Below are 24,347 nucleotides of genomic sequence, written 5' to 3'. Positions count from 1 at the left end.
CGTCACCGCGCCACGAGGTCCCGCAGCGCCTCGACGAGCCGGTCGACGTGCTCCTGCGTGGAGCCGATGCCGATCGAGGCCCGCACGGCCGAGGCGGTGTCGTCCTCGCAGCCGCCGTCGGCGGTGCCGAGCAGGTGCCGCACGAACGGGTGCGCGCAGAACTTGCCGTCCCGCACCCCGATCCCGTACTCGCCGGACAGCACCTCGGCGACCTCGCGGGCGGAGTGACCGTCGACGGTGAAGGAGACGATGCCCACCCGCGGGTGGGCGGGTCCCCACAGTGACAGCTCCCGCACGCCCGCGATCGAGGCCAGACCCGCCCGCAGCCGCGCGACCAGGCGCTCCTCCTCCTTGACCAGCGCCGTCCAGCCGGTGGCGGTGAGAGCGTCGCAGGCGGCGGCGAGCGCGATGGCACCCAGCACGTTCGGCGTGCCGGCCTCGTGCCGGGGCTCGGGGTCGTCGTGCCAGTCGGCGCCGTCGTCGGCCTGCCCGACCTGCCCGGCCTGTCCGGACTGCCCGGCCTCCCCGACCGAGCGCACCGCGCCGCCGCCCTTCAGGTACGGCTCGCCGTCCGCCAGCCAGTCACGGCGGCCCAGCAGCACCCCCGCGCCGAAGGGGGCGTACAGCTTGTGCCCGGAGAAGGCCACGTAGTCCAGGTCGAGCGCCGTCAGGTTGATCGGGCGGTGCGGCACGAGCTGGGCGGCGTCGACCAGGATGCGGGCGCCGTGCCGGTGCGCGATGTGGGCCAGGGCCGCGATCGGCCACAGCTCGCCGGTGACGTTGGAGGCGGCGGTGACGACGAGCAGCTTGGGCCCGTCGACCCCGGCCAGCGCCTCGTCGGCGGCGCGGACCGCCTCGCCGGGGAAGGCAGGCGGCGCGAGTCGTACGGTCCGCTTCCAGGGCAGCAGTGAGGCGTGGTGCTCGGTGTCGAAGACGATCACGGTGGTGTCGTCCGGCAGGCAGCGGGCCAGCAGGTTGGTGGCGTCGGTGGTGTTGCGGGTGAAGATGACGGCGTCGTCGGGGCGGGCGCCGGCGAAGGCCCGTACGGTGTGGCGGGCCTGCTCGTAGCGGGCGGTGGTGAGCTGGGAGGCGTATCCCGCGCCGCGGTGCACGCTGGAGTAGGCCGGGAGCGCTGCCGTGACGGCCGCGCTGACCGGCTCCAGACAGGGGGCGCTGGCGGCGTAGTCGAGGTTGGCGTAGCCGACCAGCTTGCCGCCCTTGACGGGCACCTCGAGGTCGGCGCCGAGCACGGCGGGGATGGTCCTGCCCTGCCGGACGGGGGCGGCGGCCTGGTCCTGCTGGGGAGCGTTGCTGAAAATCGTCAACGTGGGCACGGCGAAACTCCTGAGGTCGTCGGACCCCTGGAGACCACGGAGCCCGCGCTTGCCCGCCACACCTCGTGACGGACCAGGTCTTCACCCGGGGCACCCCGCCGCGGACGCGAGGGTTGCCGGCCAGCGAGCCGGGGCTTGACGCTGGCACTCATGACCTACGTCAGGCACTATAACCGACACCCGCCCATGAAAGGCAACCCCCGCCTTTAGGATGCACTTGTGCACTTTGATCCCTGGAATCCCGATTTCGTGGCCGACCCGTACGGGGTCTACGCCGAGCTGAGGCAGCAGGCCCCGGTCAGCTTCTTCGAGCCGACGGGCCAGTGGCTGATCGCCCGCCACGCCGACGTGAACGCCCTGCTCAGGGACCGCCGCCTGGGCCGGTCCTACCTGCATGTGGCCACGCACGAGGAGTTCGGCCAGGAGCCCGAGCCGGAGTTCCAGGAGCCGTTCTGGCGGGTGATCAGGGCGGGCATGCTCGACGTCGAGCCGCCGGTGCACACCCGGTTGCGCCGCCTGGTCTCCAGGGCGTTCACCCCGCGCATGGTGGAGTCGCTGCGCCCCCGCGTGCGGGCCATCGCGGGCGGCCTGGTGGACGCGTTCGTCGAGCGGGGCGGCGGCGACCTCGTCGCCGAGGTGGCCGAGCCGCTCCCGGTGACGGTGATCGCGGAGATGCTCGGCATCCCCGACGCCGACCGCCACCTGCTGCGCCCCTGGTCGGCTGACATCTGCGGGATGTACGAGCTCAACCCGGCCCCCGAGGCGCAGCACACGGCCGTCCGGGCGGCGTCGGAGTTCGCCGGCTACCTCAAGGAGCTGGCCCGCGAGCGGGCGGCCCGGCCCGGCGACGACCTGATCAGCGCGCTCGCCCAGATCGACGAGCTCACCGAGGACGAGCTGGTCGGCACCTGTGTGCTGCTGCTCAACGCGGGCCACGAGGCCACGGTGAACGTGACGGGCAACGGCTGGTGGTCCCTGTTCAGGAACCCGGCCGAGCTCGCACGCCTGCGGGAGGATCGCGGGCTGCTGCCGACGGCGATCGAGGAGCTGATGCGGTGGGACACGCCGCTGCAGATGTTCGAGCGCTGGGTGCTGGAGGACATCGAGGTCGGCGGGGTCGTCATCCCGCGCGGCGTGGAGGTCGCGCTGCTGTTCGGCTCGGCCAACCGCGACGGGGAAGTGTTCGGCGACCCGGACCGGCTCGACGTGGGCCGGGTGGACAATCCGCACATCTCCTTCGGCGCGGGCATCCACTTCTGCCTGGGAGCGCCGCTGGCCAGGATCGAGCTGATCGAGTCGTTCGGCGCGCTGATGGACCGCGCGCCGAAGCTGGAGCTCGTCAGGGAGCCGGTGTGGAAGCCGGGCTACGTCATCCGGGGCCTGGAGTCGCTCGACCTCAGAGTGGCCTGATCCGCCGGCCCTGATTCACCGGCTCTGACTGAGCCAGCCGAATCCTCCCAAACCAGACGAATCGATCAGCTCGGCCTCCTCCGAGGCCCGTGCGAGGGACCTGAGATAACCGCGCGCGTTGACCCGGGCCAGGTCGAGCGGCGGGCGTGTGCCGGTGATCCCCAGAGCACGCAGCGCGACGCGTTGTGTGGACAACGTTGTGGATATCGCACCGGCCCACCGGCCCGCCTCGGCGCACGCGTCGAGCGCCACGTGAGCGGTGATGTCGCAGGTCCCGTCGGGGACGGGCATCACCACCGCGCCGTCGCGGTATCCCGTGAGCGTGCCACAAGGGGGACGGTTATCCACAGGGTGTGCATAATCAACGGCGATCGCGCGACCCCGTTCGAGCCGTGCCAGGACCGTCGCCCAGGCGGCGTCGCGCGGCCACCCGATCTCGGCCCGCGCGCCGGTGCCCGACAGCGGCCACCATCGATCGAGCCACTCCCGATCGGCTTCGGTGGGAGGGTCGCCGAGCCGTTCGGCGCCGGTCTCGGTGTCGACCAGGACGAGCCGGGGCCCGTCGCAGGTCTGCTCGGCGACGTCCAGCGGGATGTTGTCCAGCCACTCGTTGGCGATGGCCAGGCCGTTGATCCCGGCGGGGACGGTGGCACGCCAGTCGATCTCAGGTGGCAGGCCCGGCGGCCGCGGGGACAGGTCGACGGCTGTCACCCGGAGTCTGCTGCGCAGTTCGGGGTCGGCCGCGCCGAGCACCCGGCCGACGAGCACCCCCTCGCCGGCGCCGATGTCGACCAGGTCGAGCTTGCCCGGCATGCCGAGCTCCGCGTCCACCTGCACGAGCAGGGACAGCACGGCCTCGGCGAACACCGCCGAGGCGCTGACCGAGGTGCGGAAGTGACCTGAGGGCCGTTCCCGCAGGTAGAAGCCGCTCTCGCTGTACAGCGCGCGGTCCATGGCGGCACGCCAGGTGAGCCACATATTAGAAATATCTCACGCTACACAATGCGTTATTTTGTCGCTACACAATGTGCAGGACTTGCTCTATCGTTAACTCGTTGTTACCGAGTGACTGCTCACGGTAATTCGAGTGGTGGCTCATCCCTGCGGCTCTGCCGCATTTCGAGAGGAGCTCTCGTGTCCAAGAAGACCATCGTCGTGGTCGGTGCATTCGCCATGCTCTCACTGGCCGCACCGGCTCAGGCCGGCATCGTCCCCGGCCACAACGACGTGCTCTCCGAAAACGCCGTCACCGTGCCCATCACCGCTCCCATCAACGTCTGCGGCAACTCCGTCGCAGCCATCGGCCAGGCCGTCTCCGGTTGCAAGGGCGGCTCCAGCGTCCGCTGACGCATGAAGGGCTCGGACCGGCCGATGACCGGTCCGAGCTCGACGAGTGGCCGCCGATCGGCGGTGGTGGCCACCGGTGCACCTCCAAGAGGTTCGCGCACTGTGCGGGCGTCGGGTCCTGCGACTCGGCGCCCGCTGCCATGCGATGAACCCCTCTCCTCATCTCATCCCGACAGGGGGTGCACCATTTGTATGCCCTTGTCCCATTTGTCCATAACGCGACATGCGGCAAAACCCCGGTCACATACGTGCCTCCGCCCGGCCGTTACGCTGGTCGGCAGCGCCATTGGGTCGACAGGGGTGAGACGGCATGGACGCAGGTGATCGCCCGGCACGGCTGACCGTCGGCGTGCTGGGAGCAGGCAAGGTGGGCTCCGCCCTCGGCGCCGCTCTGGCGCAGGCGGGCCACCGGGTCGTGGCAGCGAGTGGGGTGTCCGACGCCTCCAGGGGATGGGTGATCGACCGGCTGGGTCTCGAGCCCACCCGGCCGGACGAGGTCGTCGGCGCGGCGGAGCTGATCCTGCTCACCGTGCCCGACGACACGCTGCCCGATCTCGTCGGCGGCCTGGCGGCGACGGGGGCCGCTCTTCAGGGCAAGCTGCTCGTGCACACCAGCGGTGCCTACGGGCTGTCCGTGCTGGAGCCGGCGGCCAAGGCGGGCGCGCTGCCGCTCGCGCTGCACCCGGTGATGACGTTCACCGGCAGGGACGACGACCTCAACCGGATCACCGGCTGCTCGTTCGGCGTCACCGCGCCCGAGCCGCTGCGCCCCATCGCCGAGGCCCTGGTCATCGAGATGGGCGGCGAGCCCGTCTGGATCGCCGACGCCGACCGTGCCCTCTACCACGCGGCCCTGGCCAGCGCGGCCAACCACATGGTCACGCTCATCGCCGAGTCCGGCGAGCTGCTGCGGCGCATCGGCGTCGAGCACCCCGGGCGGATGCTCGGCCCGCTGCTCGGCGCCGCCCTGGACAACGTGCTCAGGCTGGGCCTCGCGGGCCTGACCGGGCCGGTGGTGCGCGGCGACGCGGGCACCGTGCGCAAGCACGTCGACGCGCTGATCCTGAGCGCTCCCGAGGCGGCCGACGCCTATGTGGCGCTGGCCAGGCTCACCGCGGACCGCGCGCTGGCGGCCGGTCTGCTGAAGCCGGAGGAGGCGGAGCGGCTGCTCGACGCGCTGGGTGGCAACATATGGACCTGACCGCAGCCGGTCACGGCGTGGACCCGCCACCTCGCTGACCGCCGCTCTCGGAGGCCCCGGATGGACCTGATCGTCGCCAGGAACCGCACCGACCTGATCAAGGCTCGCGGTGCCGGGACCGTCGCCCTGGTGCCCACCATGGGAGCCCTGCACGAGGGTCACCGCTCGCTCATCCGGACGGCCCGCGCGCGTGCCGACCAGGTCGTGGTCAGCATCTTCGTCAACCCTCTGCAGTTCGGGCCGAACGAGGACTTCTCCCGCTATCCGCGCACGTTCGACCCCGACCTTGAGGTGTGCCGGGAGGAGGGCGCCGAGGTGGTGTTCGCCCCGGCCGCGCAGGACATGTATCCCCCGGACCGCCAGGTGAGCGTCCACTCCGGCGAGATGGGGCGGATCGTCGAGGGCGCCTCCAGGCCGGGCCACTTCGACGGGATGCTCACGGTCGTGCTCAAGCTGTTCAACCTGGTACGGCCCGACGTCGCGGTGTTCGGTCAGAAGGACGCCCAGCAGCTCGCCATGATCAGGCGCATGGTCGCGGACCTGGACGTGCCCGTCGAGATCGTGGGCGCGCCCACGGTTCGGGAGCCCGACGGCCTGGCGCTGTCGAGCCGCAACCGCTACCTGTCGGCCGGTGAGCGCCAGGTCGCGCTGGCGCTGTCCCGCGCCCTGCGCGCCGGTGCCGCCGAGCGGGAGCCGGCGAAGATCCGCGCCGCCGCGCGAGAGGTGCTCGACGCCGCCGCGCCCGCGCTGGAGCTCGACTATCTGGCGCTGGTGGACCCGGCCACGTTCGGGGAGGTGCCCGAGTCCCACACGGGCGAGGCGGTGCTCGCGGTCGCCGCCCGGGTCGGTGCCACCCGGCTCATCGACAACGCGGTCATCACGCTGCGCTGATCGGGGCCACTGATCCGGGGTGCCCCGGGTGCGGAGCATCTGAGGTCAGGCGTTATCGTCAGTGTGACGAAATCGCCTCAAGGAGGTTCCATGAGTGCACCGGCGATCCCTCTGCGGCTGGTGGCGCCTGATCCCGGCTGGACCGTCGAGGCCGACCTGGTCGTGGTGGGCTCGGGCATCGCCGGGCTCACCGTCGCGCTGCACTACGCCGAGCTGGTGCCGCGCGCCAGGGTCCTGGTCGTCACCAAGGACGTGCTCGCCGCCGGGTCCACCCGCTGGGCGCAGGGCGGCATCGCGGCCGTCCTCGATCCGGCGGACACCCCCGAGGAGCACCTCAACGACACGCGGCTGGCCGGCGTGGGCCTGTGCGACACGCGTGCGGTGCGGACGCTGGTCACCGAGGGGCCGGGCGCGCTGCGGCGGCTGATGGACCGGGGCGCGGACTTCGACCGGACCCCGGACGGCCACCTCCAGCTCACCAGGGAAGGCGGCCACCGGCGGCACCGGATCGTGCACGCCGGCGGCGACGCCACCGGCGCCGAGGTGCAGCGGGCGCTGATCGAGGCGGTTCGCGCCGGCGGGATCGAGGTGATCGAGCACGCGCTGGTGCTCGACCTGCTCAAGGACGCGCGCGGCCGGACGGCCGGCGTGACGCTGCACGTCATGGGCGAGGGCGCCCGTGACGGCGTGGGCGCCGTGCGCGCGCCCGCCGTCGTGCTGGCCACCGGCGGCATGGGCCAGATCTACTCCTCCACGACCAACCCGCTCGTCTCCACCGGTGACGGCGTGGCGCTCGCGCTGCGGGCCGGCGCCGTGGTGCGGGATCTGGAGTTCGTCCAGTTCCACCCCACCGTGCTCTGGCTCGGCAAGGGGGCGACCGGTCAGCAGCCGCTGATCTCGGAGGCGGTCAGGGGCGAGGGCGCCTTCCTCGTCGACCACGAGGGCGACCGGTTCATGACCGGCGTGCACGAGCTGGCGGACCTGGCGCCCAGGGACGTGGTGGCCAAGGCGATCATGCGGACCATGCGCGAGAAGGAACGCGACCACGTCCTGCTCGACTGCCGCCACTTCGGCGAGGACAAGTGGCGGACCAGGTTCCCCACCATCTACGCCGTCTGCCGTGAGCACGGCATCGACCCGGTGACCCAGCCGATCCCGGTGGCGCCGGCCGCCCACTACGCCAGCGGCGGAGTCCGTACCGACCTGCGTGGCCGTACGTCCATCGACGGCCTGTACGCGTGCGGTGAAGTCGCCTGCACGGGGGTGCACGGCGCGAACCGGCTGGCCTCCAACTCGCTGCTCGAAGGGCTGGTCTTCGCCGAGCGGATCGCCGACGACATCCATCACCTGCGGAGCGCGCCCGGCGAGCCGGTGGCGTCCCAGGCGCCGACGGGCCTGGCGGACCCGCGGGTGCGAGGCCGGATCCAGTCCCACATGAGCACCGGGGCGGGCGTGCTGCGCAGTCACGCCTCGCTCGCGGCCACGGCACAGGCGCTGCGCGACGCCCGCTGGACCCCGGTCCAGGTGGCCGCCTGCACCGAGTCGTGGGAGGCGACGAACCTGCTCACCGTCGCCACCGTGCTCACCGGCGTGGCGGCGGCCAGGCAGGAGACCCGTGGCTCGCACTGGCGTGAGGACTTCCCCGACCGCGACGACGACGAATGGCTGGGTCACCTGGACGTGACCCTGACCGAGGAGGGCCCGCAGATGACCTACACGCCGCACGGTGACGCGATGCCGAACCGCCTGGCCCAGGAGCTCACCGCCGCCGGGCTGGACCCGGCCGACGTCGACGCGGTGATCGACCGGGCGCTGGCGGAGGACCTGCAGGAGGCCGGTGACGTCACGAGCCTGGCGACGATCCCGGCGGGGCAGCGTTCGGTGGGGGACCTGGTGGCTCGCGCCGACGGCGTGGTGGCCGGCCTGGCGGTGGCCGAGGCGGTCTTCGTACGGCTGGGCGCGACGCGTACGGAACGGAAGGCCAAGGACGGCGAGCGGGTGCGCCGGGGCGAGGTGCTGATGACCGTCGAGGGGCCCGCCAGGGCCCTGCTGACGGCGGAGCGCACCGCGCTGAACCTGGTCACGCACCTGTCCGGCATCGCCACGCTGACCGGCAGGTGGGTGGAGGCGATCAGCGGCACGACCGCACGGGTGCGGGACAGCCGCAAGACGCTGCCGGGGCTGCGGGCGCTGGAGAAGTACGCGGTGCGCTGCGGCGGCGGCGTCAACCACCGCATGTCGCTGTCGGACGCGGCACTCATCAAGGACAACCACGTGGTGGCCGCGGGAGGCGTCGCCGAGGCGTTCCTGGCGGTGCGCGAGCGCTACCCGGACCTGCCGATCGAGGTCGAGGTGGACAGCGTCGAGCAGCTGGAGGCGGTGCTCGCGGAGGGGGCCGAGGTCGTCCTGCTGGACAACTTCACGGTCGAAGAGACCGTACATGCCGTGCAAATCGCGAAAAATAGTGCGAAAAGCGCGGTTGCTCTTGAAGCCAGCGGGGGATTGACCTTGGAATTGGCACGTGATGTGGCTGAGACTGGCGTTGACTACCTTGCGGTCGGAGCGCTCACCCATTCGGCGCCGGCCCTTGACGTCGCACTGGATCTACGGGGGTAATCGATGCTGCTCACGATCGACGTCGGCAACACGCACACGGTGCTCGGCCTCTTCGACGGCGAGGACGTCATCGAGCACTGGCGGCTGGCGACCGACGCCCGCCGCACCGCCGACGAGATCGCGGTCGTCCTCCAGGGGCTGCTCGGCCAGTCGCCGCTGCTCAAGGGGGCCGACGTCGGCGGCATCGCCATCTGCTCCACCGTGCCCAGCGTCCTCAACGAGATGCGCGAGATGTGCCGCCGCTACTACGGCGACGTCACGGCGGTGATCGTCGAGCCCGGCGTGCGCACCGGCGTGCCCGTACGGATGGACAACCCCAAGGAGGTGGGCAGTGACCGCATCGTGAACGCGCTGGCCGCCATCGACCAGTACGGCGGCCCGTGCATCATCGTCGACTTCGGCACCGCCACCTCCTTCGACGCGGTGTCCGCCAAGGGCGAGTACGTCGGCGCGGTCACCGCCCCCGGCATCGAGATCTCCGTCGACGCCCTCGCCGCGGCCGGCGCTCAACTGCACAAGGTGGAGCTGGTCAGGCCGCGCTCGGTGATCGCCAAGAACACCGTGGAGGCGCTCCAGGCGGGCATCATCTACGGCTTCGCCGGCCAGGTGGACGGCATCGTCGAGCGGATGGCCGCCGAGCTGGCCGAGGACCCCGACGAGGTGACCGTGGTGGCCACCGGCGGGCACGCGGCGCTGGTGGTGGGCGAGTCCCGCTCCATCGACGTGCACGAGCCGTGGCTGACCCTCATCGGCCTGCGCCTCGTCTACGCCCGCAATACCGCTTAGGACGAGCGGCCCCCTGCTCGGGAAGGGGACCGCTCGTGTGTCATTGGTAACCGGGAGCTCTTGCGACGCCCCTGCAGGGAGCCGACGACGGCTTGCAGGTGGCCGTATCCCCTACCCTTTGGTGGTGTGAGCGAAGAACTTCCCGAGCAGATGCGCATCCGGAGGGAGAAGCTCGACCGCCTCCGCAGTCAGGGCGTCGATCCCTACCCGGTCAACTTTCCCCGTACGGCCACCAACGCCGAGGTGAGGGAGAAATACCAGAGCCTCGAATCCGACGCCGCGACGGGCGACAGGGTCGGGGTCGCGGGGCGCGTCATGCTCAACCGCGTGGGCGGCAAGCTCTGCTTCGCCACGCTTCGCGACGGCAGCGGCGACCTGCAGGTCATGATCTCCCTCGACAAGGTCGGCGAGGAGTCCCTGGCCGCCTGGAAGCACGACGTCGACCTGGGCGACCACGTGGGCGTCGAGGGCGAGGTGATCACCTCCCGCCGCGGCGAGCTGTCGATCCTGGCGGACAGCTGGCAGATCACCGCCAAGTGCCTGCGCCCGCTGCCGGAGAAGCACGTCGGCCTCACCGACCCCGAGGCGCGGGTGCGCCAGCGTTACGTCGACCTCATCGTCAACGACGAGGCCCGCGAGATGGCCCGGATCCGCAGCGCCACCGTGCGCGCGGTGCGCGACTTCTGGCACGAGGAGGGCTACCTCGAGGTCGAGACGCCGATGCTGCAGCCCATCCACGGGGGCGCCGCCGCCCGGCCCTTCAAGACCCACATCAACGCCTACGACATGGAGCTCTACCTCCGCATCGCCATCGAGCTCTACCTCAAGCGGCTGGTCGTGGGCGGCATCGAGAAGGTCTTCGAGATCAACCGCAACTTCCGCAACGAGGGCGCCGACTCCACGCACAACCCCGAGTTCACCATGATCGAGGCCTACGGCACCTACCTCGACTACAACGACATGGCGGACCTGACCCAGCGGATGTACCAGAAGGCCGTGGTCGCCGCGCTGGGCACCTCCGTGGTGGTGCACGACGGCGTCGAGGTCGACCTGGGCATCCCCGAGTGGCCCAGGATCAGGCTGTACGACGCGGTGTCGGAGGCGGTGGGCGAGGAGCTCACCACCGAGACCCCGCTGGAGCGGGTCCGCGCGCTCGCCGACAAGCACGACGTCCACTGGGACGCCAAGTGGGGGCAGGGCAAGCTGGTCCAGGAGCTGTTCGAGGAGCTCGTGGAGCACACCCTGATCCAGCCCACGTTCGTCATGGACTACCCGCTGGAGACCTCCCCGCTGACCCGCCAGCACCGCGACAACCCGATGCTGACGGAGAAGTGGGACCTGATCGGGTTCGGCACCGAGCTGGGCACCGCCTACTCCGAGCTCATCGACCCGATCGAGCAGCGCCGCCGCCTGGTGGAGCAGTCCCTGCTGGCCGCGGGCGGCGACCCGGAGGCCATGCAGCTCGACGAGGACTTCCTGCAGGCCCTGGAGTACGCGATGCCGCCGACGGGTGGCATGGGCGCCGGCATCGACCGCATGGTCATGGCGTTCACCGGTCGTAACATCCGCGAGACGATCTTGTTCCCGCTGGTGAGACCGACCGGCTGAGCGGGCTCTTTCCGACAGCGGCTCCGCCGTCCGCGCGGGACGGCGGAGCGAAGCTGTGCAGGTGTCACCACCGCGATCATTGCGCCCCGATATTTGCCGACATATAGCGAGTACTTCAGCTGCGGCGAGGCGCGTCGAGTCATGCCGATCTCGTGCTTGACGACCTTTCCCGCATGCGTTTACCGTCTGGCGGGACGAGCAGCCTCGCTCGGATCAATGACGTCTCCGAGTCGTGCTGTTGGTGGGAGGGAGGGCTCCCGATGAATGTGCTCACTGAAGGCGTTGAGCTCAGCCATGCCGATCTGGCATTGCTGGCCGAGCTCGCCAAGGGGGTAACGGTGGATCGGGTGGGACGGCGCTTGGACATCAGCGGGCGGACGGTGCGCCGAAGACTGCGGGGGATCTGTGACCGCATCGGCGTGGCCACCGCGATCGAGGCGGTGGCCTGGGCGGCACGCCGACAGCTGATCTAGCCCGCGAGGTGATCCAGCGTGAGGCGATCCAGCGCTAGGTGATCTAGTCAGCGATGCGCACGGCTCCGGCGTAGGGGCGCCGGTCGAGCGACGCGATGCGTACCACGTCACCGGTCCGCGGCGCGTGCACCATCATGCCGCCGCCCAGATAGATGCCCACGTGGTGCAGGTCGCTGTAGAAGAAGACCAGGTCGCCGGGGCGCAGCTCCTCCTTGGGGATGTGCCTGCCGGCGGTCCACTGGTCACCGGTGTAGTGCGGCAGCGAGATCCCCACGCGCTGGTAGGCCGCCATCACCAGGCCCGAGCAGTCGTAGCCGCGTGGGCCTTCGGCGCCCCAGATGTAGGGCTTGAGCTGCTGGGTGAGCGCCCATTGCGCGGCCTGCGCGGCCTTGCCGGAGCCGGGGATGGGCAGGCTGACGCGGGTGGCGGGGGTGCCCGGGCGGCCGGCCTCGCCGAGCGCGCGCTTGAAGAGGCTGCTCTCCACCTTGGCGACCATCTTGACGATCTTGTCGCGCTTGGTGTCGAGATCCTTGACGATCTCCGTCACCTCGTCGATCCGCGCCTTGGCGCCCGCTCTGGCCCGCTCGGCCGCCTTCATGGCCTTGGTGAGCTGGACCACCTCCTCGCCCTGCTGCTGCTGGAGCGCGTAGGTGGTGGCGGCCCGGTCGAGATAGTTCTCGGGGTCCATCGAACCGGCGAAGGTCAGGGCGTTGCCGAGCCCGCCGGTGATGTACTCGTTCTGCGCGAGCACCATCGCCTTGGAGCGCTTGGCGGTCAGCTCGGCCTCACTGACGGCCAGCGTCCTCTTGGCGCTCTGCGCGGACTTCTGGGCCGCCTTGAGCTTCTCGCGCTGCCCGTTGTAGTTCTCGGTCAGCGTCTCGATCTCGACGTGCATCTCCTCGACCTGCTTGGAGAGCTGCTTGAGCGAGGGCTTCGGGTCGGCGGCGGCGGAGCCGGGCGGGCCGGCCATGAGCAGGGCGGCGACCGTCACGCCGACAACGCCGAGCCGGAGGACCCGTTTCTCCTTGGTCCCGCTGCGCTTCACCGACCGAGCTCCTTCCATCGACGCCTACCGGGTTAGCTGACGGGTTCGGGCCGGAAGCAGCCCTACCGAGCCGAAACTCGGATTCACCCCTGGTGGTGCTGTGCGGGCACCACTTGTGGTTCCCCGGCTCCCCTGCGGGGATTGGGCGCGTCCCGTACGAGAATCGCGGGGGACATCGTCGCTGGACACTAATGCACTCCAGGTTCCTGCTCAACCGGAACTGCAGAGTCTGTAGAGGTTTCACAACCGAAGGGTCACAAGGTGATCTCGTGGCACCCCGTACAGAAAAGGATTTATGTCCCCTTTGCCCTAGGTTCGTCGGGGGATGGGACTGTAGGAACCGTGCAAATCCGAGCGTGCTCACCCGAACACGAGAGGTCACAGGATGGGGCAGAGGTGAGAGTTAGGGCTGAGCCGTAATGACATCTGTACGCTGGATGTCCATGGAGCAGGTCGCCGAACTCACGGTCCCAGAGACAGAGGTCGTCGTCCGGCGCGCCAGGACCCCGGACGTCCGGACCATCAAGCTCCTGGTCGACACCTATGCCGGCGCCGGACATCGGCTGCTGGAGAAGGCGACCGTCACCCTGTACGAAGACGTACAGGAGTTCTGGGTGGCCGAGCGCGGCGGCGAGGTCGTCGGCTGCGGCGCCCTGCACGTGCTCTGGGAGGACCTGGCGGAGATCCGCACGGTCGCCGTCCACCCGGAGGCCCGGGGCCTGGGCATCGGCCACCGGATCGTCTCGGCTCTCCTCGGCACCGCCAGGAAGCTGGAGCTGCAGCGCGTTTTCTGCCTCACCTTCGAGGTCGATTTCTTCGCCCGGCACGGGTTCCGTATCATCCAGGGCACCCCGGTCTCACCTGAGGTCTATGCAGAGCTGCTGGCCTCCTACGACGAAGGCGTGGCCGAGTTCCTGGACCTGGAGCACGTCAAGCCGAACACCCTGGGCAACACGCGTATGCTGCTCCACCTGGCATCGGGTGACGAGGTCCTTGACTGACAGGAAAGGTGATTGTTGATACCTATGTCGATACCTTGGGCCAGGACAGGCATGTGCCCTGACACGTGCCACATGCGCACTCGAAGCGAGGTGACACGGTGAGCACAGGACAGCCGCCGTATCCTCAGGACAACTCCGGCGACAACCCGCCGTACGGACATCCTGAATACGGGCAGAACACGGGACGCCAGCAGGGCGAGCCCGACCCCGACGTGACCATCGTCGGCTACCGGGCCGACGACGCCTATGGCCAGCAGCCCCAGTACGGGCAACAGCAGCAGCAGGGCTACGGCCAGCAGCCGCAGTACGGGCAGCAGGGCTATGGCCAGCAGCAGCCCGACTACGGGCAGCAGCAGGGCTACGGCCAGCAGCCGCCGTCGGGTCAGCAGGGTTACGGGCAGCAGCAGGCCTACGGCCAGCAGCCGTCTTCTGGGCAGCAGGGTTATGGTCAGCAGCCGCAGTATGGGCAGCCCGACTATGGCCAGCAGCCGGCCTCTCAGCCGGACTATGGGCAGCAGCAGCAGGCTTACGGCCAGCAGGGCTACGCACAGCAGCCCCAGCCGGATTACGGCCAGCAGCAGGGCTATGGACAGCAGCAGGGCTACGGCCAGCAGCAGCCCGACTATGGCCAGCAGCAGCCTGACTACGGGCAGCAGCAAGGCTACGGTCAGCAGCCGCCTTCGGGGCAGCAGGCTTACGGGCAGCAGCAGGGCTATGGCCAGCAGCCGTCTTCTGGGCAGCAGGGTTATGGTCAGCAACCGCAGTACGGGCAGCCTGACTATGGCCAGCAGCCGGCCTCTCAGCCGGACTACGGGCAGCAGCAGGCTTACGGCCAGCAGGGCTACGCACAGCAGCCCCAGTACGGTCAGCAGCCGCAGTACGGCCAGCAGGGCTACGGGCAGCCGGCGCCGCAGGCCGGCTACGGCCAGCAGCCCTATGGACAGGCGTACGGCACGCCGGTCGGGGTGCAGCCGCCCGGCGCTCCGGCGCCGCTGGCGGAGTGGTGGCAGCGCCTGGTGGCCCGTCTCATCGACGGCGTCATCTTCGGCATCATCTCCTTCCTGGTGTCCCTCGTCATCACCGCCCTGTTCGTCGCGAGCTACAGCTCGGTCACCGGCGCCACGAGCGGCTTCGTGGGCGCCTCCTCCTTCCTTGCGGGGCTCATCCAGTACCTCCTCCTGGCGGCGCTGTACGTGGCCTACGAGTTCTTCATGACCAAGATGAACGGGCAGACGCTCGGCAAGATGGTGATGGGGATCAAGGTCGTCCCGGTGGGGCAGGCGCTGCCGCCCGGCGGGCTGCCGACCGACCTGGCGCTGAAGCGTGCGGGTGGCACCTGGGGTGGTTATGTGCTCGGCATCGTCCCGCTGGTCGGCCCGTTGCTCGGCGTGATCGCCGTGGGTGTGAACGCCGCCTCCCAGCTCTGGGACAAGCCGCTGCAGCAGACGTTCGCCGACAAGTTCGCCGGCACCGTGGTGGTGAAGATCAAGTAGCGCAGACCACGCGCAACAGGGGCCGGCATCCCGTCGGCCCCTGTTTTGTGCCTCGATCCGGTACCAGAATGGGCCCTGCAAGGCTCTGACGGGCCTGCGATGGGGTGAGGTGAGGTTATGGCCGGGACACCGCCGCAGGTGGACCTGATGCCCGCTGAATGGTGGGAACGACTCGTCGCCAGGCTCATTGAAGCGCTCGTCTTCGGCGTCTTCTATTACATTCTGTTCATTGCGCTATGGGGCATCTTCCGAACTGTCGGGGTTCTGGACGCGTTCGAGGGACGTTTGCCCGGGGTGTTCGCTTGGGTGCTCGCGGGGCTGGCATATACGGCCTACGACTGGCGTCAACTTTCCCGAGGCGGGCGCACGTTCGGGAAGGCGATCATGAAGATTCGGGTTGCGCCGGGCGACCTTCCGCCGCGTGAGCGGCTCAAACGAGCCCTGCTCTATCCGGCGCCCGCTATGGTGATGGGCATTCCGGTGGTCAATCTGCTGGCCGGAATGTTCGTGTTCGGCGTCGGTCTGCTCATCTTGATCGACAAGCCACTCCAGCGTGGGCCGCATGACAGACTCGCGGGAACGCTGGTGGTCAAAGATCTTCGTTGAGCCACTCGTACCTGGCTCGATGGCTTTTCACAAAATTTTCCGCTTGATCCGGTAAGGAGCCTGGAGAGACTGGCATTAGGCTATGGACGTCCGGGTTGCCGGATGTTGGTGCCCCCTGCCGGGCTGTGGGCATCGGTGTGCCGCTATGGTCGGGTGCGGGCGGTGCTCTCACCTCGGGTGACATGAGGGCCGGGTGGCCCCAGCTCTCCCGCGACGTGTGTATAAACGCCCCTGAAACCCCGGTCCGCTGTGGAGACGAGGACGAATGCAAGCCGTAACAGACGTATTGTCGGCGCTCATCCCACCTGTCGTCGTGGGCGGCGCCTTCATCTTTGGCGTGGTGAAGTTGGTGCGCTCCGAGGGCGCCGGACGGCGTCCAAACCGCCAGGATCAGGCCGAGAACCACAACTGATCAGCGGCTCAGCGAATCACTGCAGCTCTGAATTGTCTTAACGCCTTTCCGGGTATATGTTTGGCTCAGGCGAATGAAACAATGCTCCGGGAAAGGATTGCGTAGATGGCCAAGCAGATCCAGGAGATTCTCATCGATGACCTCGATGGGGGCGAGGCCAATGAGACGGTCAGCTTCGCTATTGACGGCTCCACCTATGAGATTGACCTCAGCGACCTTAACGCCAAGAAGCTGAGGGACTCCCTCACGCCTTTCGTGCAGCACGCTCGCCGGGCAGGTGCCGTATCGGCGCGCCGTCGCGGACGCGGCGGGCAGCGTGCGATGAGCCGCGAGAAGAGCGCTGAGATCCGGCAGTGGGCCAAGGCCCATGGCCTGCCGGTCAGCGAGCGAGGCCGTATCGCCTCCACCGTCGTAGAGAAGTACGAGGCGGCCCACTAAGGAGCCGACTCCCCGACCATGCGCTTATGCCGATCGCCTAGGACCCCGGCGACCGCCATAAGCGCATGATCATTTTGGGGCGAATCTCAAATAGTGGACGTTTCCCGGGTTGATCTTCTGATTCTTCGGCATTTGGGCCGGTGTTTCCCGACGGTGCGGTGCGGGCCGTCGGCGAATGGGCGGCCATTTGTTGATCTGCTGCCTGGAGCCCCCACCTTTCCCCGCCTGACATCCTGACGCTCCCGCTTCCCCGGCCGGCCGTGCCGGGGTGGCGGGATTCGGCGTTATGCTGGCACGTCCGATCTTCACGGTGATCGCGTTATGGCGCGCGTGGTGATCCGGTTCGTGGAAGAGTCCGGCATGGAAGCGTTCCCACGCCGGCGTTCTCCCGGCGCGTCGCGGCGGACTGTTTCACGTGAAGCCGTTCAGGCGCACCGCCGCCCCAAGAGGCTCGCGACGCCACTCCGCCGCGCTCATTCCCTCCCGCCCGTTTAGGCGCACGTTCCCCCGGCCCGTACGCGGTGGTCCTGAAATCCACGCCCAAGCCCGTACACGGCGGTCCTGAAAACGGCGCCCCGGCCCGTACACGGCGGTCCTGTATCCACCGCCCGGCCCCCGTACGCGGCGATCCTGAAATCCACGCCCCCTGTACGCGGGCGGTCCCGTAATCCACACCCCTCGTCTGTACGCGAGCGGTCCGCTAATCCACCCGGCCCTGTGCGCGGGCGGTCCGGTAATCAACCCCCTGGCCTGAACGCGGAGGTCCCGTAATCCAGGCCAACGCGCGGCCCGGTACGCCGCCGGGGCGCCACCGGTAACGATCCTGACCGGACCCTCCGCGATTACGCCCTGGGTGATACGTTGCACGGCCGCTTGGCCTGCGTTTGCACCAGCACATACGATGACCGGGTAAGAGTTACGGCCGCGGTGCGTGGATGAGTGGGCGAAGGCGGCCTGGGCCGGCCCGCCACGGCGTCCGACAGTGGATCCGTGCCGATCTGCCCGCGCCGTCACCGAGGAATTAGACCCACTTCAGGCGAGCGCCCTAAACATCGTTCGCTTGCGGCGTATCGGGAACACGTCACCCCCGAACGGTAGTTGGATAGAGGGTGAAGGCCCTGCTCTCGGGGAACGTGTCTGCTATAGAGCGTGTCAGCGGCAGAGGGCAAGGTTTGCCGAGCCAGGGCTAGCATGCGGGATGACGGGACCGGATTAACCGGCCTGACTGACCGCTCTGTGAGGAGCGACGAGATGTTCGAGAGGTTCACCGACCGAGCGAGGCGTGTTGTCGTCTTGGCCCAAGAAGAGGCCAGGATGCTCAACCACAACTACATCGGCACTGAGCACATTCTTCTTGGCTTGATCCACGAAGGTGAGGGCGTAGCCGCCAAGGCTCTGGAGAGCCTGGGCATCAGCCTTGAGGGTGTGCGTCAGCAGGTCGAGGAGATCATCGGCCAGGGCCAGTCGGCTCCGTCGGGGCACATTCCGTTCACCCCGCGGGCCAAGAAGGTCCTCGAGCTGTCGCTCCGTGAGGCTTTGCAGCTGGGCCACAACTACATCGGCACCGAGCACATCCTGCTCGGGCTCATCCGTGAGGGTGAGGGTGTGGCCGCCCAGGTGCTGGTCAAGCTTGGAGCCGATCTCAACCGTGTGCGGCAGCAGGTCATCCAGTTGCTCCACGGTTACCAGGGCAAGGAGCCGGCCGCCGCGGGTGGCCCGCAGGAGTCGGCCCCGTCGACCTCCCTGGTGCTCGACCAGTTCGGCCGCAACCTGACCCAGGCCGCCCGCGAGGGCAAGCTGGATCCGGTCATCGGCCGTGAGAAGGAGATCGAGCGGGTCATGCAGGTCCTCTCCCGGAGGACCAAGAACAACCCGGTGCTGATCGGCGAGCCCGGCGTCGGCAAGACCGCCGTCGTCGAGGGCCTGTCGCAGAAGATCGTCAGGGGCGAGGTGCCCGAGACGCTGAAGGACAAGCAGCTCTACACGCTTGACCTCGGTGCTCTGGTCGCCGGCTCGCGTTACCGCGGCGACTTCGAAGAGCGCCTGAAGAAGGTGCTCAAGGAGATCCGCACGCGCGGCGACATCATCCTGTTCATCGACGAGCTGCACACGCTCGTGGGTGCGGGCGCCGCCGAGGGCGCGATCGACGCCGCCAGCATCCTCAAGCCGATGCTGGCCCGCGGTGAGCTGCAGACCATCGGCGCCACCACGCTCGACGAATACCGCAAGTACCTCGAGAAGGACGCCGCTCTCGAGCGCCGGTTCCAGCCGATCCAGGTGGCCGAGCCCTCGCTCAGCCACACGATCGAGATCCTCAAGGGTCTGCGCGACCGTTACGAGGCGCACCACCGGGTCTCCATCACCGATGGCGCGCTGGTCGCCGCCGCGCAGCTGGCCGACCGCTACATCAGCGACCGTTACCTTCCCGACAAGGCGATCGACCTCATCGACGAGGCCGGTTCCCGGATGCGCATCCGCCGGATGACCGCTCCGCCGGACCTGCGCGAGTACGACGAGAAGATCGCCAACGTCCGTCGCGACAAGGAGTCCGCGATCGACGCGCAGGACTTCGAGAAGGCGGCTGCCCTCCGCGACCAGGAGAAGCAGCTCCAGCTCAAGCGCGAGCGGCGGGAGAAGGAGTGGAAGGCCGGCGACATGGACGTCGTGGCCGAGGTCACCGAGGAGCTCATCGCTGAGGTCCTGGCGACGGCCACCGGCATCCCGGTCTTCAAGCTGACCGAGGAGGAGTCGCAGCGCCTGCTCCGCATGGAGGACGAGCTCCACAAGCGGATCATCGGCCAGGACGACGCCATCAAGGGCCTGTCGCGGTCCATCCGGCGCACCCGCGCCGGTCTGAAGGACCCGCGGCGTCCCGGCGGCTCGTTCATCTTCGCCGGCCCGTCCGGTGTCGGTAAGACCGAGCTGTCCAAGGCTCTGGCGGAGTTCCTCTTCGGCGACGAAGACGCTCTGATCAGCCTCGACATGTCGGAGTTCATGGAGAAGCACACCGTCTCCAGGCTGTTCGGCTCGCCTCCCGGCTACGTCGGCTACGAAGAGGGCGGTCAGCTCACCGAGAAGGTGCGGCGCAAGCCGTTCTCCGTGGTCCTGTTCGACGAGATCGAGAAGGCCCACCCCGACATCTTCAACTCGCTGCTGCAGATCCTGGAAGACGGTCGCCTGACCGACGCCCAGGGCCGGGTGGTCGACTTCAAGAACACGGTCATCATCATGACCACCAACCTCGGCACCCGGGACATCTCCAAGGGCATCGGGGTCGGGTTCGCGAAGTCCAACGACGCCGACTCCAACTACGACCGGATGAAGTCGAAGGTCCAGGAAGAGCTCAAGCAGCACTTCCGGCCCGAGTTCCTCAACCGTGTCGACGACATCGTGGTCTTCCACCAGCTGACGCCGAACGAGATCATCAAGATCGTGGATCTGATGCTCGCCCAGGTGGACGCTCGCCTGAAGGACCGCGACATGGGGCTCGACGTCTCGCCCGACGCCAAGCAGCTGCTGGCCGACCGCGGTTACGACCCGGTCATGGGTGCGCGGCCGCTGCGCCGTACCATCCAGCGCGAGCTTGAGGACTCCCTGTCGGAGAAGATCCTCTACGGCGAGCTCCGTCCGGGGCAGGTCGTCAAGGTCACGATCGAGGGCGAGGGCGACAACGCCAAGTTCCTCTTCGTGGGCGAGGACGTCCCGGTGGTTCCCGACTCGGCCGCGGCGATCGCCGGTTCGATCCAGAGCTGACGGTCCGAGCGCCAAGGCGCAGAAAACCCCTCGTGGTCAACACGAGGGGTTTTCTGCTGTCCGGGGGTGGTGCCTGCCATTTCACAGCGGCCGTTGCCGAATTGTTGGCAGTACGGCTGTACGCGCCACCGAAAGTAGTACTACACTGCGTAGAGCTTCGCCAAGTCCTGTCCAAGCCAGCCGCAAGAGTGCGCTTTTACGGTGGGGACTGCTCCCGGGGGAGTAGTACGAAATCAACTCAGGGCGGACGCGTGCGCCACCCGTGGGCAGCCATGCTCAACAGGGTCCGCACGAGCCTCAAGCGGGCGAGGGGACAACCAATGCAAGCCGTGGAGGACACCGATGCGCCTGCGTCACGTTGACGGAACGCTCGTTCACCTCGCCTACAACGCAGGCGTTCACCCCGCTGAGGACCTGGAGAACCTGATCGCCCACCTGACCCGCTACGCCGTGCCGGTGCGCAAGCGGCTCGGCGTGGACCGGATGGGCGTCGGCCTGTGGCTGTCGCCCACTGTGGCCGACCACCTCACCGCCGACCGCATCGAGCTGGTACGGCTGCGCCGCTCGCTGGAGGAGCGCGGCCTGGAGGTCGTCAGCCTCAACGGCACCGGCGGCCGCAACCAGGAGGTGCCGGGCCCCGACTGGGCCAAGCCGGAGCGCTACCGGTACACGATGGCGCTGGCCAAGATCCTGGCGTTCCTGCTGCCCGAGGACGTACGGTTCGGCAGCATTTCCACCATACCGATCGGCTGGCGTCGTGACTGGCCCGCCGACCTCCACTCCATCGCCACCCGGCGGCTGGAGCGGCTGGCCCGCGAGCTGCGCGGCATCTACAGCGTCACCGGCAAGACCATCAGGGTCGGCTTCGAGCCGTGGCCCGGTTGCGTGCTGGAGACGACCGAGCAGGCGCTGGAGCGCGTGGGCGGCATCGACTCCGAGCACCTGGGCGTCTGCCTGGACGCCTGTCACCTCGCCTGCGGCTCCGAGGAGCCCGGTCAGGCCCTGCGCGGCCTGGCCAAGGGCGGTGCGCCGGTGGTCAAGCTGGGCCACGTCCACAACCACGCCGGCGACACGCTCAACACCGGAGCCGTGCTCCACGACACCCTCACGGCGATGCTGGCCGGCGCGGTGAACGGCAGCGCCCACATCGAGGTCGAGACGCACAACCTGATGGTTCCTGGCCGTGCCAAGGGCCCCGGCGCCCTGGTGTCGCTCCTGGCCCAGGAGCTCGACTGGGCCCGCACCAACCTCAGCAGCCTGGGCCTTCAGCTGGCCGCCTGACGCCGGTCACAGGGTGCCGAACCAGCCGGGCGTGTCGAGCCGCCAGAGGGTGGCGGGGGTCATCTTGCGCAGGTCGGACTCCAGGGCGTGGAGGCGGTCCTCGCCCAGCTCGGCGGCCCAGTTGGCGCGCAGCTCGTCGAAGATGCGGGCGGAGCGGGCGAGGGCGTCCAGGCCGTAGGGGGTCAGGCGGACGAGCTTGCGTCTGGTGTCGTCGGGGTCGGGGGTGCGCTGGACGTAGCCGATCCTTTCCAGGGTCTCGATGGTCTTGCCCGCTGCCTGCTTGGTGACGCCGAGGATGCGGCCGAGTTCGACGGCCGTCGTGCCGTGGGGGCCGATGGCCTGCATGACGAAGCCGTACATGGGGCGGATGTCGGGGTGTCCCTGGCGGCCGAGCTCGGCGTGGAGCTCGTCGATCAGGACGCGGAAGGCCATGAGGAGGCGCAGGGGCAGCTCGAAGCCGGGGGACTCGCTTGACACGATAGACAACCTGGTTCACTATCTAGACAACAACATTGTCTATCTTAGTGGAGGACGGCCATGACTGTCATTCGTGACGCGCAAGCCCGCAGGATCGAGACGCCCAACGGCGTCATGACCACCCTTGCCTCGCCCACCCAGGGCGAGGCCGGACAGTCGGTGTGGCGGGTGGACGCCCTGCCGGGGATGGCGGGGCCGCTGCACGCCTTCGACCGCGAGTCGGTGTGGACCTGGCTGGACGGTGCGTGTGCCGTGCAAGTGGGACGCGAACGGTTCGAGGTGGCCGCAGGGGACACCCTGGTGCTCGCAGCGGACGTGTTGCGGCAGCTGTTCGCGGACGCCGAGCGCGGCTTCACCGCGATCGTGGCCGCTCCCGCCGGCGTGCAGGTCTACAACCCGGGCGGCCTCGTGGCCGACGGCGCCTGTGACCTGGTCCCCGAAGGGACCGAGCGGATGCCGCTGCCCTGGGCGTGCTGACCGTGGCGGGACCTGCCGCCGCTCTCAGGCGTGAGGGAGGCGGTAGGTGCCGTCGTCCAGGTGCTCGGCGAGGCCGTCGGTGATGAGGCCGTCGAGGGCGCGTTCGCGCTGTACGGGCTCGTCCCACACCGCGTCGAGTGCCGCCTTGGGCACCGGGCCGTGCGCCGAGCGCAGCACCGCCAGCAGACGGCCCCGGCACTGGCGGTCGGTGCCCGCGTACGTCTGACCCTTGCGCGCCGGGCCCGCGTGCGGAGGCTTGCCGGCCAGGCGCCACGCACACGCCCCGACGATCGGGCAGTCGGCGCATCGCGGGCTGCGGGCCGTACAGACCAGGGCGCCCAGCTCCATCACGGCGACTCCCCAGCGAGCGGCGCCGAGCTCCGGCAGGAGCGCCTCGGCCAACCGGCGCTCGGCGGCCGACGTGGCGGTGGGGGGATACTCCTCGGCCCGCACCGCCCGCGCGAACACCCGGCGGACGTTGGTGTCCAGCACCGCGTGCCGTCCGCCGTAGGCGAAGCTCGCTACGGCGGCGGCGGTGTAGTCGCCGATGCCGGGCAGGCCCAGCAGCGTCGCGTGGTCCGACGGCACCTGACCGTCGTGCTCCGCCACGATGGCCTTGGCGCAGGCGTGCAGCCGCAGCGCCCGGCGCGGGTAGCCGAGCCTGCCCCAGTGGCGGACGGCCTCACCGGGAGGCTCGGCCGCCAGCGCCTTGGGAGTGGGCCAGCGCGCCATCCATTCGAGCCACACCGGCAGCACTCTGGCGACCGGGGTCTGCTGCAGCATGATCTCGCTGACGAGCACGCCCCAGGGGGTCGAATCGCCGGCACGCCAAGGGAGTTCCCGGGCGTTGTTTTCGTACCAATCCAGAATGGGAAGGTGTAGGAGTTTCGGCTCAAGCACGCGCCCTAGCGTATGTGGAGATGGCAAGGCGCGGCGTGTCGTCACGCTGAGTGGCCAGCCGATTAAACATGCTGTGCTCATGGACCCGGATACGATGCCTGGCGACCCTGGATTCGGAGGCGACGTCTACTGGCGGCGGCGCATGAGCGTACTGGTCGGGGTGCTTGTGGTGGTGGCCGTGGTGGCCTGGGCGTGCTCCAGCGGCTCGACCGGGCCCGAGCGCCCGTCCAGCGCCCAGTCCTCGCAGAGCCCCACGCCCGCCACCGATCCGCTGCTCGCCGGACTGCGCACTCTCGCCATGGGCACGGCCAGCCCCACGCCCAAGCCGAGTGTCACCAAGGCCACCCCCGAGGCGCAGACGCACCGCGCCGGCGAGCCCTGCGCCGAGGCGAACCTGGTGATCGGCCTCCAGGGCAAGCAGGAGATCTACGCCGGAGGCGCCCGCCCCAACTTCCTCATCACGGTCGTGAACACCGGCCCGGTCATGTGCAAGACGGACGTGGGCCCGCGGGCCATGGAGATCCGGATCACCTCGGGCGAGGACCGGATCTGGTCCACCTCCGACTGCGTCAGCGGCGCCGGGGTCGAGGTCAAGGAGCTGCAGCGCGGCGTTCCCTACGTCCGCTCGCTCGACTGGGACCGCCGCCGCTCCAGCGGCGACTGCCGCGCCGACCCGCCGAACGCCCTGCCCGGCACGTACGTCGCGGTGGCGCGCATGGGCAAGCTCAAAAGCCCGAAGGGAGTCTTCCACCTGCGCTGACCGGCCACCTCGCTGCGTCTGACCGGTCGGCTCGCTGC

At 69.2% G+C, this 24,347-nt stretch carries 21 protein-coding genes and 2 riboswitches; of the genes, 16 read left to right on the top strand and 5 right to left on the bottom strand.

The window, feature by feature from the left end; translation table 11 throughout:
- Positions 1 to 2: 2 nt before the first annotated feature.
- A complete protein-coding gene (locus ACTMTF_RS39080) occupies positions 3 to 1,334 on the bottom strand; it encodes an aminotransferase class V-fold PLP-dependent enzyme (RefSeq protein ID WP_441115165.1) in 1,332 nt (443 codons plus the stop codon).
- Between the two features lie 40 nt (positions 1,335 to 1,374).
- A riboswitch (SAM riboswitch) is annotated at positions 1,375 to 1,490 on the bottom strand.
- A gap of 63 nt (positions 1,491 to 1,553) precedes the next feature.
- On the opposite strand from ACTMTF_RS39080, the gene ACTMTF_RS39075 reads away from it, so the two are divergent.
- On the top strand, positions 1,554 to 2,744 hold the full coding sequence (locus ACTMTF_RS39075) for a cytochrome P450 (RefSeq protein ID WP_441115164.1): 1,191 nt from the start codon (positions 1,554 to 1,556) through the stop codon (positions 2,742 to 2,744).
- Positions 2,745 to 2,759: 15 nt separating this feature from the next.
- On the opposite strand, the gene ACTMTF_RS39070 is transcribed toward ACTMTF_RS39075, so the two are convergent.
- Positions 2,760 to 3,722 (bottom strand): SAM-dependent methyltransferase, encoded by a 963-nt coding sequence (locus ACTMTF_RS39070; protein WP_441115163.1) that lies wholly within the window; start codon positions 3,720 to 3,722, stop codon positions 2,760 to 2,762.
- 156 nt (positions 3,723 to 3,878) lie between these two features.
- On the opposite strand from ACTMTF_RS39070, the gene ACTMTF_RS39065 reads away from it, so the two are divergent.
- From ACTMTF_RS39065 to ACTMTF_RS39035, 7 genes are all read left to right on the top strand, one after another.
- Positions 3,879 to 4,091 (top strand): chaplin family protein, encoded by a 213-nt coding sequence (locus tag ACTMTF_RS39065; protein ID WP_441115162.1) that lies wholly within the window; start codon positions 3,879 to 3,881, stop codon positions 4,089 to 4,091.
- A gap of 310 nt (positions 4,092 to 4,401) precedes the next feature.
- Positions 4,402 to 5,292 carry a Rossmann-like and DUF2520 domain-containing protein gene (locus tag ACTMTF_RS39060; protein WP_397013999.1) on the top strand — a complete coding sequence of 297 codons (891 nt, stop codon included), beginning with the start codon at positions 4,402 to 4,404 and terminating at the stop codon, positions 5,290 to 5,292.
- A 60-nt stretch (positions 5,293 to 5,352) separates the two neighbouring features.
- Entirely contained in the window at positions 5,353 to 6,183 is an 831-nt protein-coding gene (panC, locus tag ACTMTF_RS39055; RefSeq protein ID WP_441115161.1) for a pantoate--beta-alanine ligase, read from the top strand.
- A gap of 90 nt (positions 6,184 to 6,273) precedes the next feature.
- The gene (locus ACTMTF_RS39050) at positions 6,274 to 8,799 is read left to right on the top strand and encodes an L-aspartate oxidase (RefSeq protein ID WP_441115160.1); all 2,526 of its coding nucleotides are present in this window, start codon (positions 6,274 to 6,276) and stop codon (positions 8,797 to 8,799) included.
- Between the two features lie 3 nt (positions 8,800 to 8,802).
- Complete coding sequence (locus ACTMTF_RS39045; RefSeq protein ID WP_397014005.1) at positions 8,803 to 9,585, top strand: type III pantothenate kinase; 783 nt, start codon at positions 8,803 to 8,805, stop codon at positions 9,583 to 9,585.
- Positions 9,586 to 9,711: 126 nt separating this feature from the next.
- The gene (gene lysX / locus ACTMTF_RS39040; RefSeq protein WP_441115159.1) at positions 9,712 to 11,193 is read left to right on the top strand and encodes a bifunctional lysylphosphatidylglycerol synthetase/lysine--tRNA ligase LysX; all 1,482 of its coding nucleotides are present in this window, start codon (positions 9,712 to 9,714) and stop codon (positions 11,191 to 11,193) included.
- Positions 11,194 to 11,453: 260 nt separating this feature from the next.
- Positions 11,454 to 11,666: a LuxR C-terminal-related transcriptional regulator gene (locus ACTMTF_RS39035; protein WP_189137793.1), complete on the top strand. Its 213-nt coding sequence runs from the start codon at positions 11,454 to 11,456 to the stop codon at positions 11,664 to 11,666.
- Between the two features lie 43 nt (positions 11,667 to 11,709).
- Here the strand turns inward: ACTMTF_RS39035 and ACTMTF_RS39030 are convergent, their stop codons facing one another.
- Positions 11,710 to 12,711, bottom strand: coding sequence for a C40 family peptidase (locus ACTMTF_RS39030; protein ID WP_441115158.1), 1,002 nt, complete (start codon positions 12,709 to 12,711; stop codon positions 11,710 to 11,712).
- 6 nt (positions 12,712 to 12,717) lie between these two features.
- A riboswitch (cyclic di-AMP (ydaO/yuaA leader) is annotated at positions 12,718 to 12,869 on the bottom strand.
- A 285-nt stretch (positions 12,870 to 13,154) separates the two neighbouring features.
- Between ACTMTF_RS39030 and ACTMTF_RS39025 the strand changes: the two genes are divergently transcribed.
- From ACTMTF_RS39025 to ACTMTF_RS39000, 6 genes are all read left to right on the top strand, one after another.
- Positions 13,155 to 13,712 carry an amino-acid N-acetyltransferase gene (locus tag ACTMTF_RS39025; RefSeq protein WP_441115157.1) on the top strand — a complete coding sequence of 186 codons (558 nt, stop codon included), beginning with the start codon at positions 13,155 to 13,157 and terminating at the stop codon, positions 13,710 to 13,712.
- 98 nt (positions 13,713 to 13,810) lie between these two features.
- A complete protein-coding gene (locus tag ACTMTF_RS39020) occupies positions 13,811 to 15,205 on the top strand; it encodes an RDD family protein (RefSeq protein WP_441115156.1) in 1,395 nt (464 codons plus the stop codon).
- 117 nt (positions 15,206 to 15,322) lie between these two features.
- Positions 15,323 to 15,811 (top strand): RDD family protein, encoded by a 489-nt coding sequence (locus ACTMTF_RS39015; protein WP_397014016.1) that lies wholly within the window; start codon positions 15,323 to 15,325, stop codon positions 15,809 to 15,811.
- 517 nt (positions 15,812 to 16,328) lie between these two features.
- On the top strand, positions 16,329 to 16,661 hold the full coding sequence (locus ACTMTF_RS39010; protein ID WP_441115155.1) for a histone-like nucleoid-structuring protein Lsr2: 333 nt from the start codon (positions 16,329 to 16,331) through the stop codon (positions 16,659 to 16,661).
- A gap of 1,251 nt (positions 16,662 to 17,912) precedes the next feature.
- Entirely contained in the window at positions 17,913 to 20,414 is a 2,502-nt protein-coding gene (locus tag ACTMTF_RS39005) for an ATP-dependent Clp protease ATP-binding subunit (protein ID WP_397014018.1), read from the top strand.
- Positions 20,415 to 20,756: 342 nt separating this feature from the next.
- Positions 20,757 to 21,695, top strand: a complete 939-nt coding sequence (locus ACTMTF_RS39000) for a sugar phosphate isomerase/epimerase family protein (RefSeq protein ID WP_397014020.1) — start codon at positions 20,757 to 20,759, stop codon at positions 21,693 to 21,695.
- A gap of 6 nt (positions 21,696 to 21,701) precedes the next feature.
- Here the strand turns inward: ACTMTF_RS39000 and ACTMTF_RS38995 are convergent, their stop codons facing one another.
- Positions 21,702 to 22,172, bottom strand: a complete 471-nt coding sequence (locus ACTMTF_RS38995; RefSeq protein ID WP_441115154.1) for a MarR family winged helix-turn-helix transcriptional regulator — start codon at positions 22,170 to 22,172, stop codon at positions 21,702 to 21,704.
- A 60-nt stretch (positions 22,173 to 22,232) separates the two neighbouring features.
- On the opposite strand from ACTMTF_RS38995, the gene ACTMTF_RS38990 reads away from it, so the two are divergent.
- A complete protein-coding gene (locus tag ACTMTF_RS38990) occupies positions 22,233 to 22,649 on the top strand; it encodes a cupin domain-containing protein (protein ID WP_397014024.1) in 417 nt (138 codons plus the stop codon).
- 24 nt (positions 22,650 to 22,673) lie between these two features.
- Here ACTMTF_RS38990 and ACTMTF_RS38985 read toward each other — a convergent pair whose 3' ends face one another.
- Positions 22,674 to 23,432: an A/G-specific adenine glycosylase gene (locus ACTMTF_RS38985; protein ID WP_441115196.1), complete on the bottom strand. Its 759-nt coding sequence runs from the start codon at positions 23,430 to 23,432 to the stop codon at positions 22,674 to 22,676.
- Positions 23,433 to 23,628: 196 nt separating this feature from the next.
- Between ACTMTF_RS38985 and ACTMTF_RS38980 the strand changes: the two genes are divergently transcribed.
- The gene (locus tag ACTMTF_RS38980; protein ID WP_441115153.1) at positions 23,629 to 24,309 is read left to right on the top strand and encodes a hypothetical protein; all 681 of its coding nucleotides are present in this window, start codon (positions 23,629 to 23,631) and stop codon (positions 24,307 to 24,309) included.
- Positions 24,310 to 24,347 lie beyond the last annotated feature (38 nt).

The sequence above is a fragment of the Nonomuraea sp. ZG12 genome (genome assembly GCF_052068115.1).
Taxonomy (GTDB): Bacteria; Actinomycetota; Actinomycetes; order Streptosporangiales; family Streptosporangiaceae; genus Nonomuraea.
The sequence above is the reverse complement of the archived record's forward strand: the minus strand, read 5'-3'. Positions and strand labels throughout refer to the sequence as shown.

Bases quoted from the DNA above. Each gene is read 5' to 3' on its own strand.
- ACTMTF_RS39035 (WP_189137793.1), top strand. From the start codon at position 11,454: ATGAATGTGCTCACTGAAGGCGTTGAGCTCAGCCATGCCGATCTGGCA.
- ACTMTF_RS39060 (WP_397013999.1), top strand. From the start codon at position 4,402: ATGGACGCAGGTGATCGCCCGGCACGGCTGACCGTCGGCGTGCTGGGA.
- ACTMTF_RS38980 (WP_441115153.1), top strand. From the start codon at position 23,629: ATGGACCCGGATACGATGCCTGGCGACCCTGGATTCGGAGGCGACGTC.
- panC (WP_441115161.1), top strand. From the start codon at position 5,353: ATGGACCTGATCGTCGCCAGGAACCGCACCGACCTGATCAAGGCTCGC.
- ACTMTF_RS39010 (WP_441115155.1), top strand. From the start codon at position 16,329: ATGGCCAAGCAGATCCAGGAGATTCTCATCGATGACCTCGATGGGGGC.
- ACTMTF_RS38990 (WP_397014024.1), top strand. From the start codon at position 22,233: ATGACTGTCATTCGTGACGCGCAAGCCCGCAGGATCGAGACGCCCAAC.
- ACTMTF_RS39045 (WP_397014005.1), top strand. From the start codon at position 8,803: ATGCTGCTCACGATCGACGTCGGCAACACGCACACGGTGCTCGGCCTC.
- ACTMTF_RS39005 (WP_397014018.1), top strand. From the start codon at position 17,913: ATGTTCGAGAGGTTCACCGACCGAGCGAGGCGTGTTGTCGTCTTGGCC.
- ACTMTF_RS39050 (WP_441115160.1), top strand. From the start codon at position 6,274: ATGAGTGCACCGGCGATCCCTCTGCGGCTGGTGGCGCCTGATCCCGGC.
- ACTMTF_RS38985 (WP_441115196.1), bottom strand. From the start codon at position 23,432: ATGCTGCAGCAGACCCCGGTCGCCAGAGTGCTGCCGGTGTGGCTCGAA.
- ACTMTF_RS39000 (WP_397014020.1), top strand. From the start codon at position 20,757: ATGCGCCTGCGTCACGTTGACGGAACGCTCGTTCACCTCGCCTACAAC.
- ACTMTF_RS39070 (WP_441115163.1), bottom strand. From the start codon at position 3,722: ATGTGGCTCACCTGGCGTGCCGCCATGGACCGCGCGCTGTACAGCGAG.
- ACTMTF_RS39025 (WP_441115157.1), top strand. From the start codon at position 13,155: ATGGAGCAGGTCGCCGAACTCACGGTCCCAGAGACAGAGGTCGTCGTC.
- ACTMTF_RS39015 (WP_397014016.1), top strand. From the start codon at position 15,323: ATGGCCGGGACACCGCCGCAGGTGGACCTGATGCCCGCTGAATGGTGG.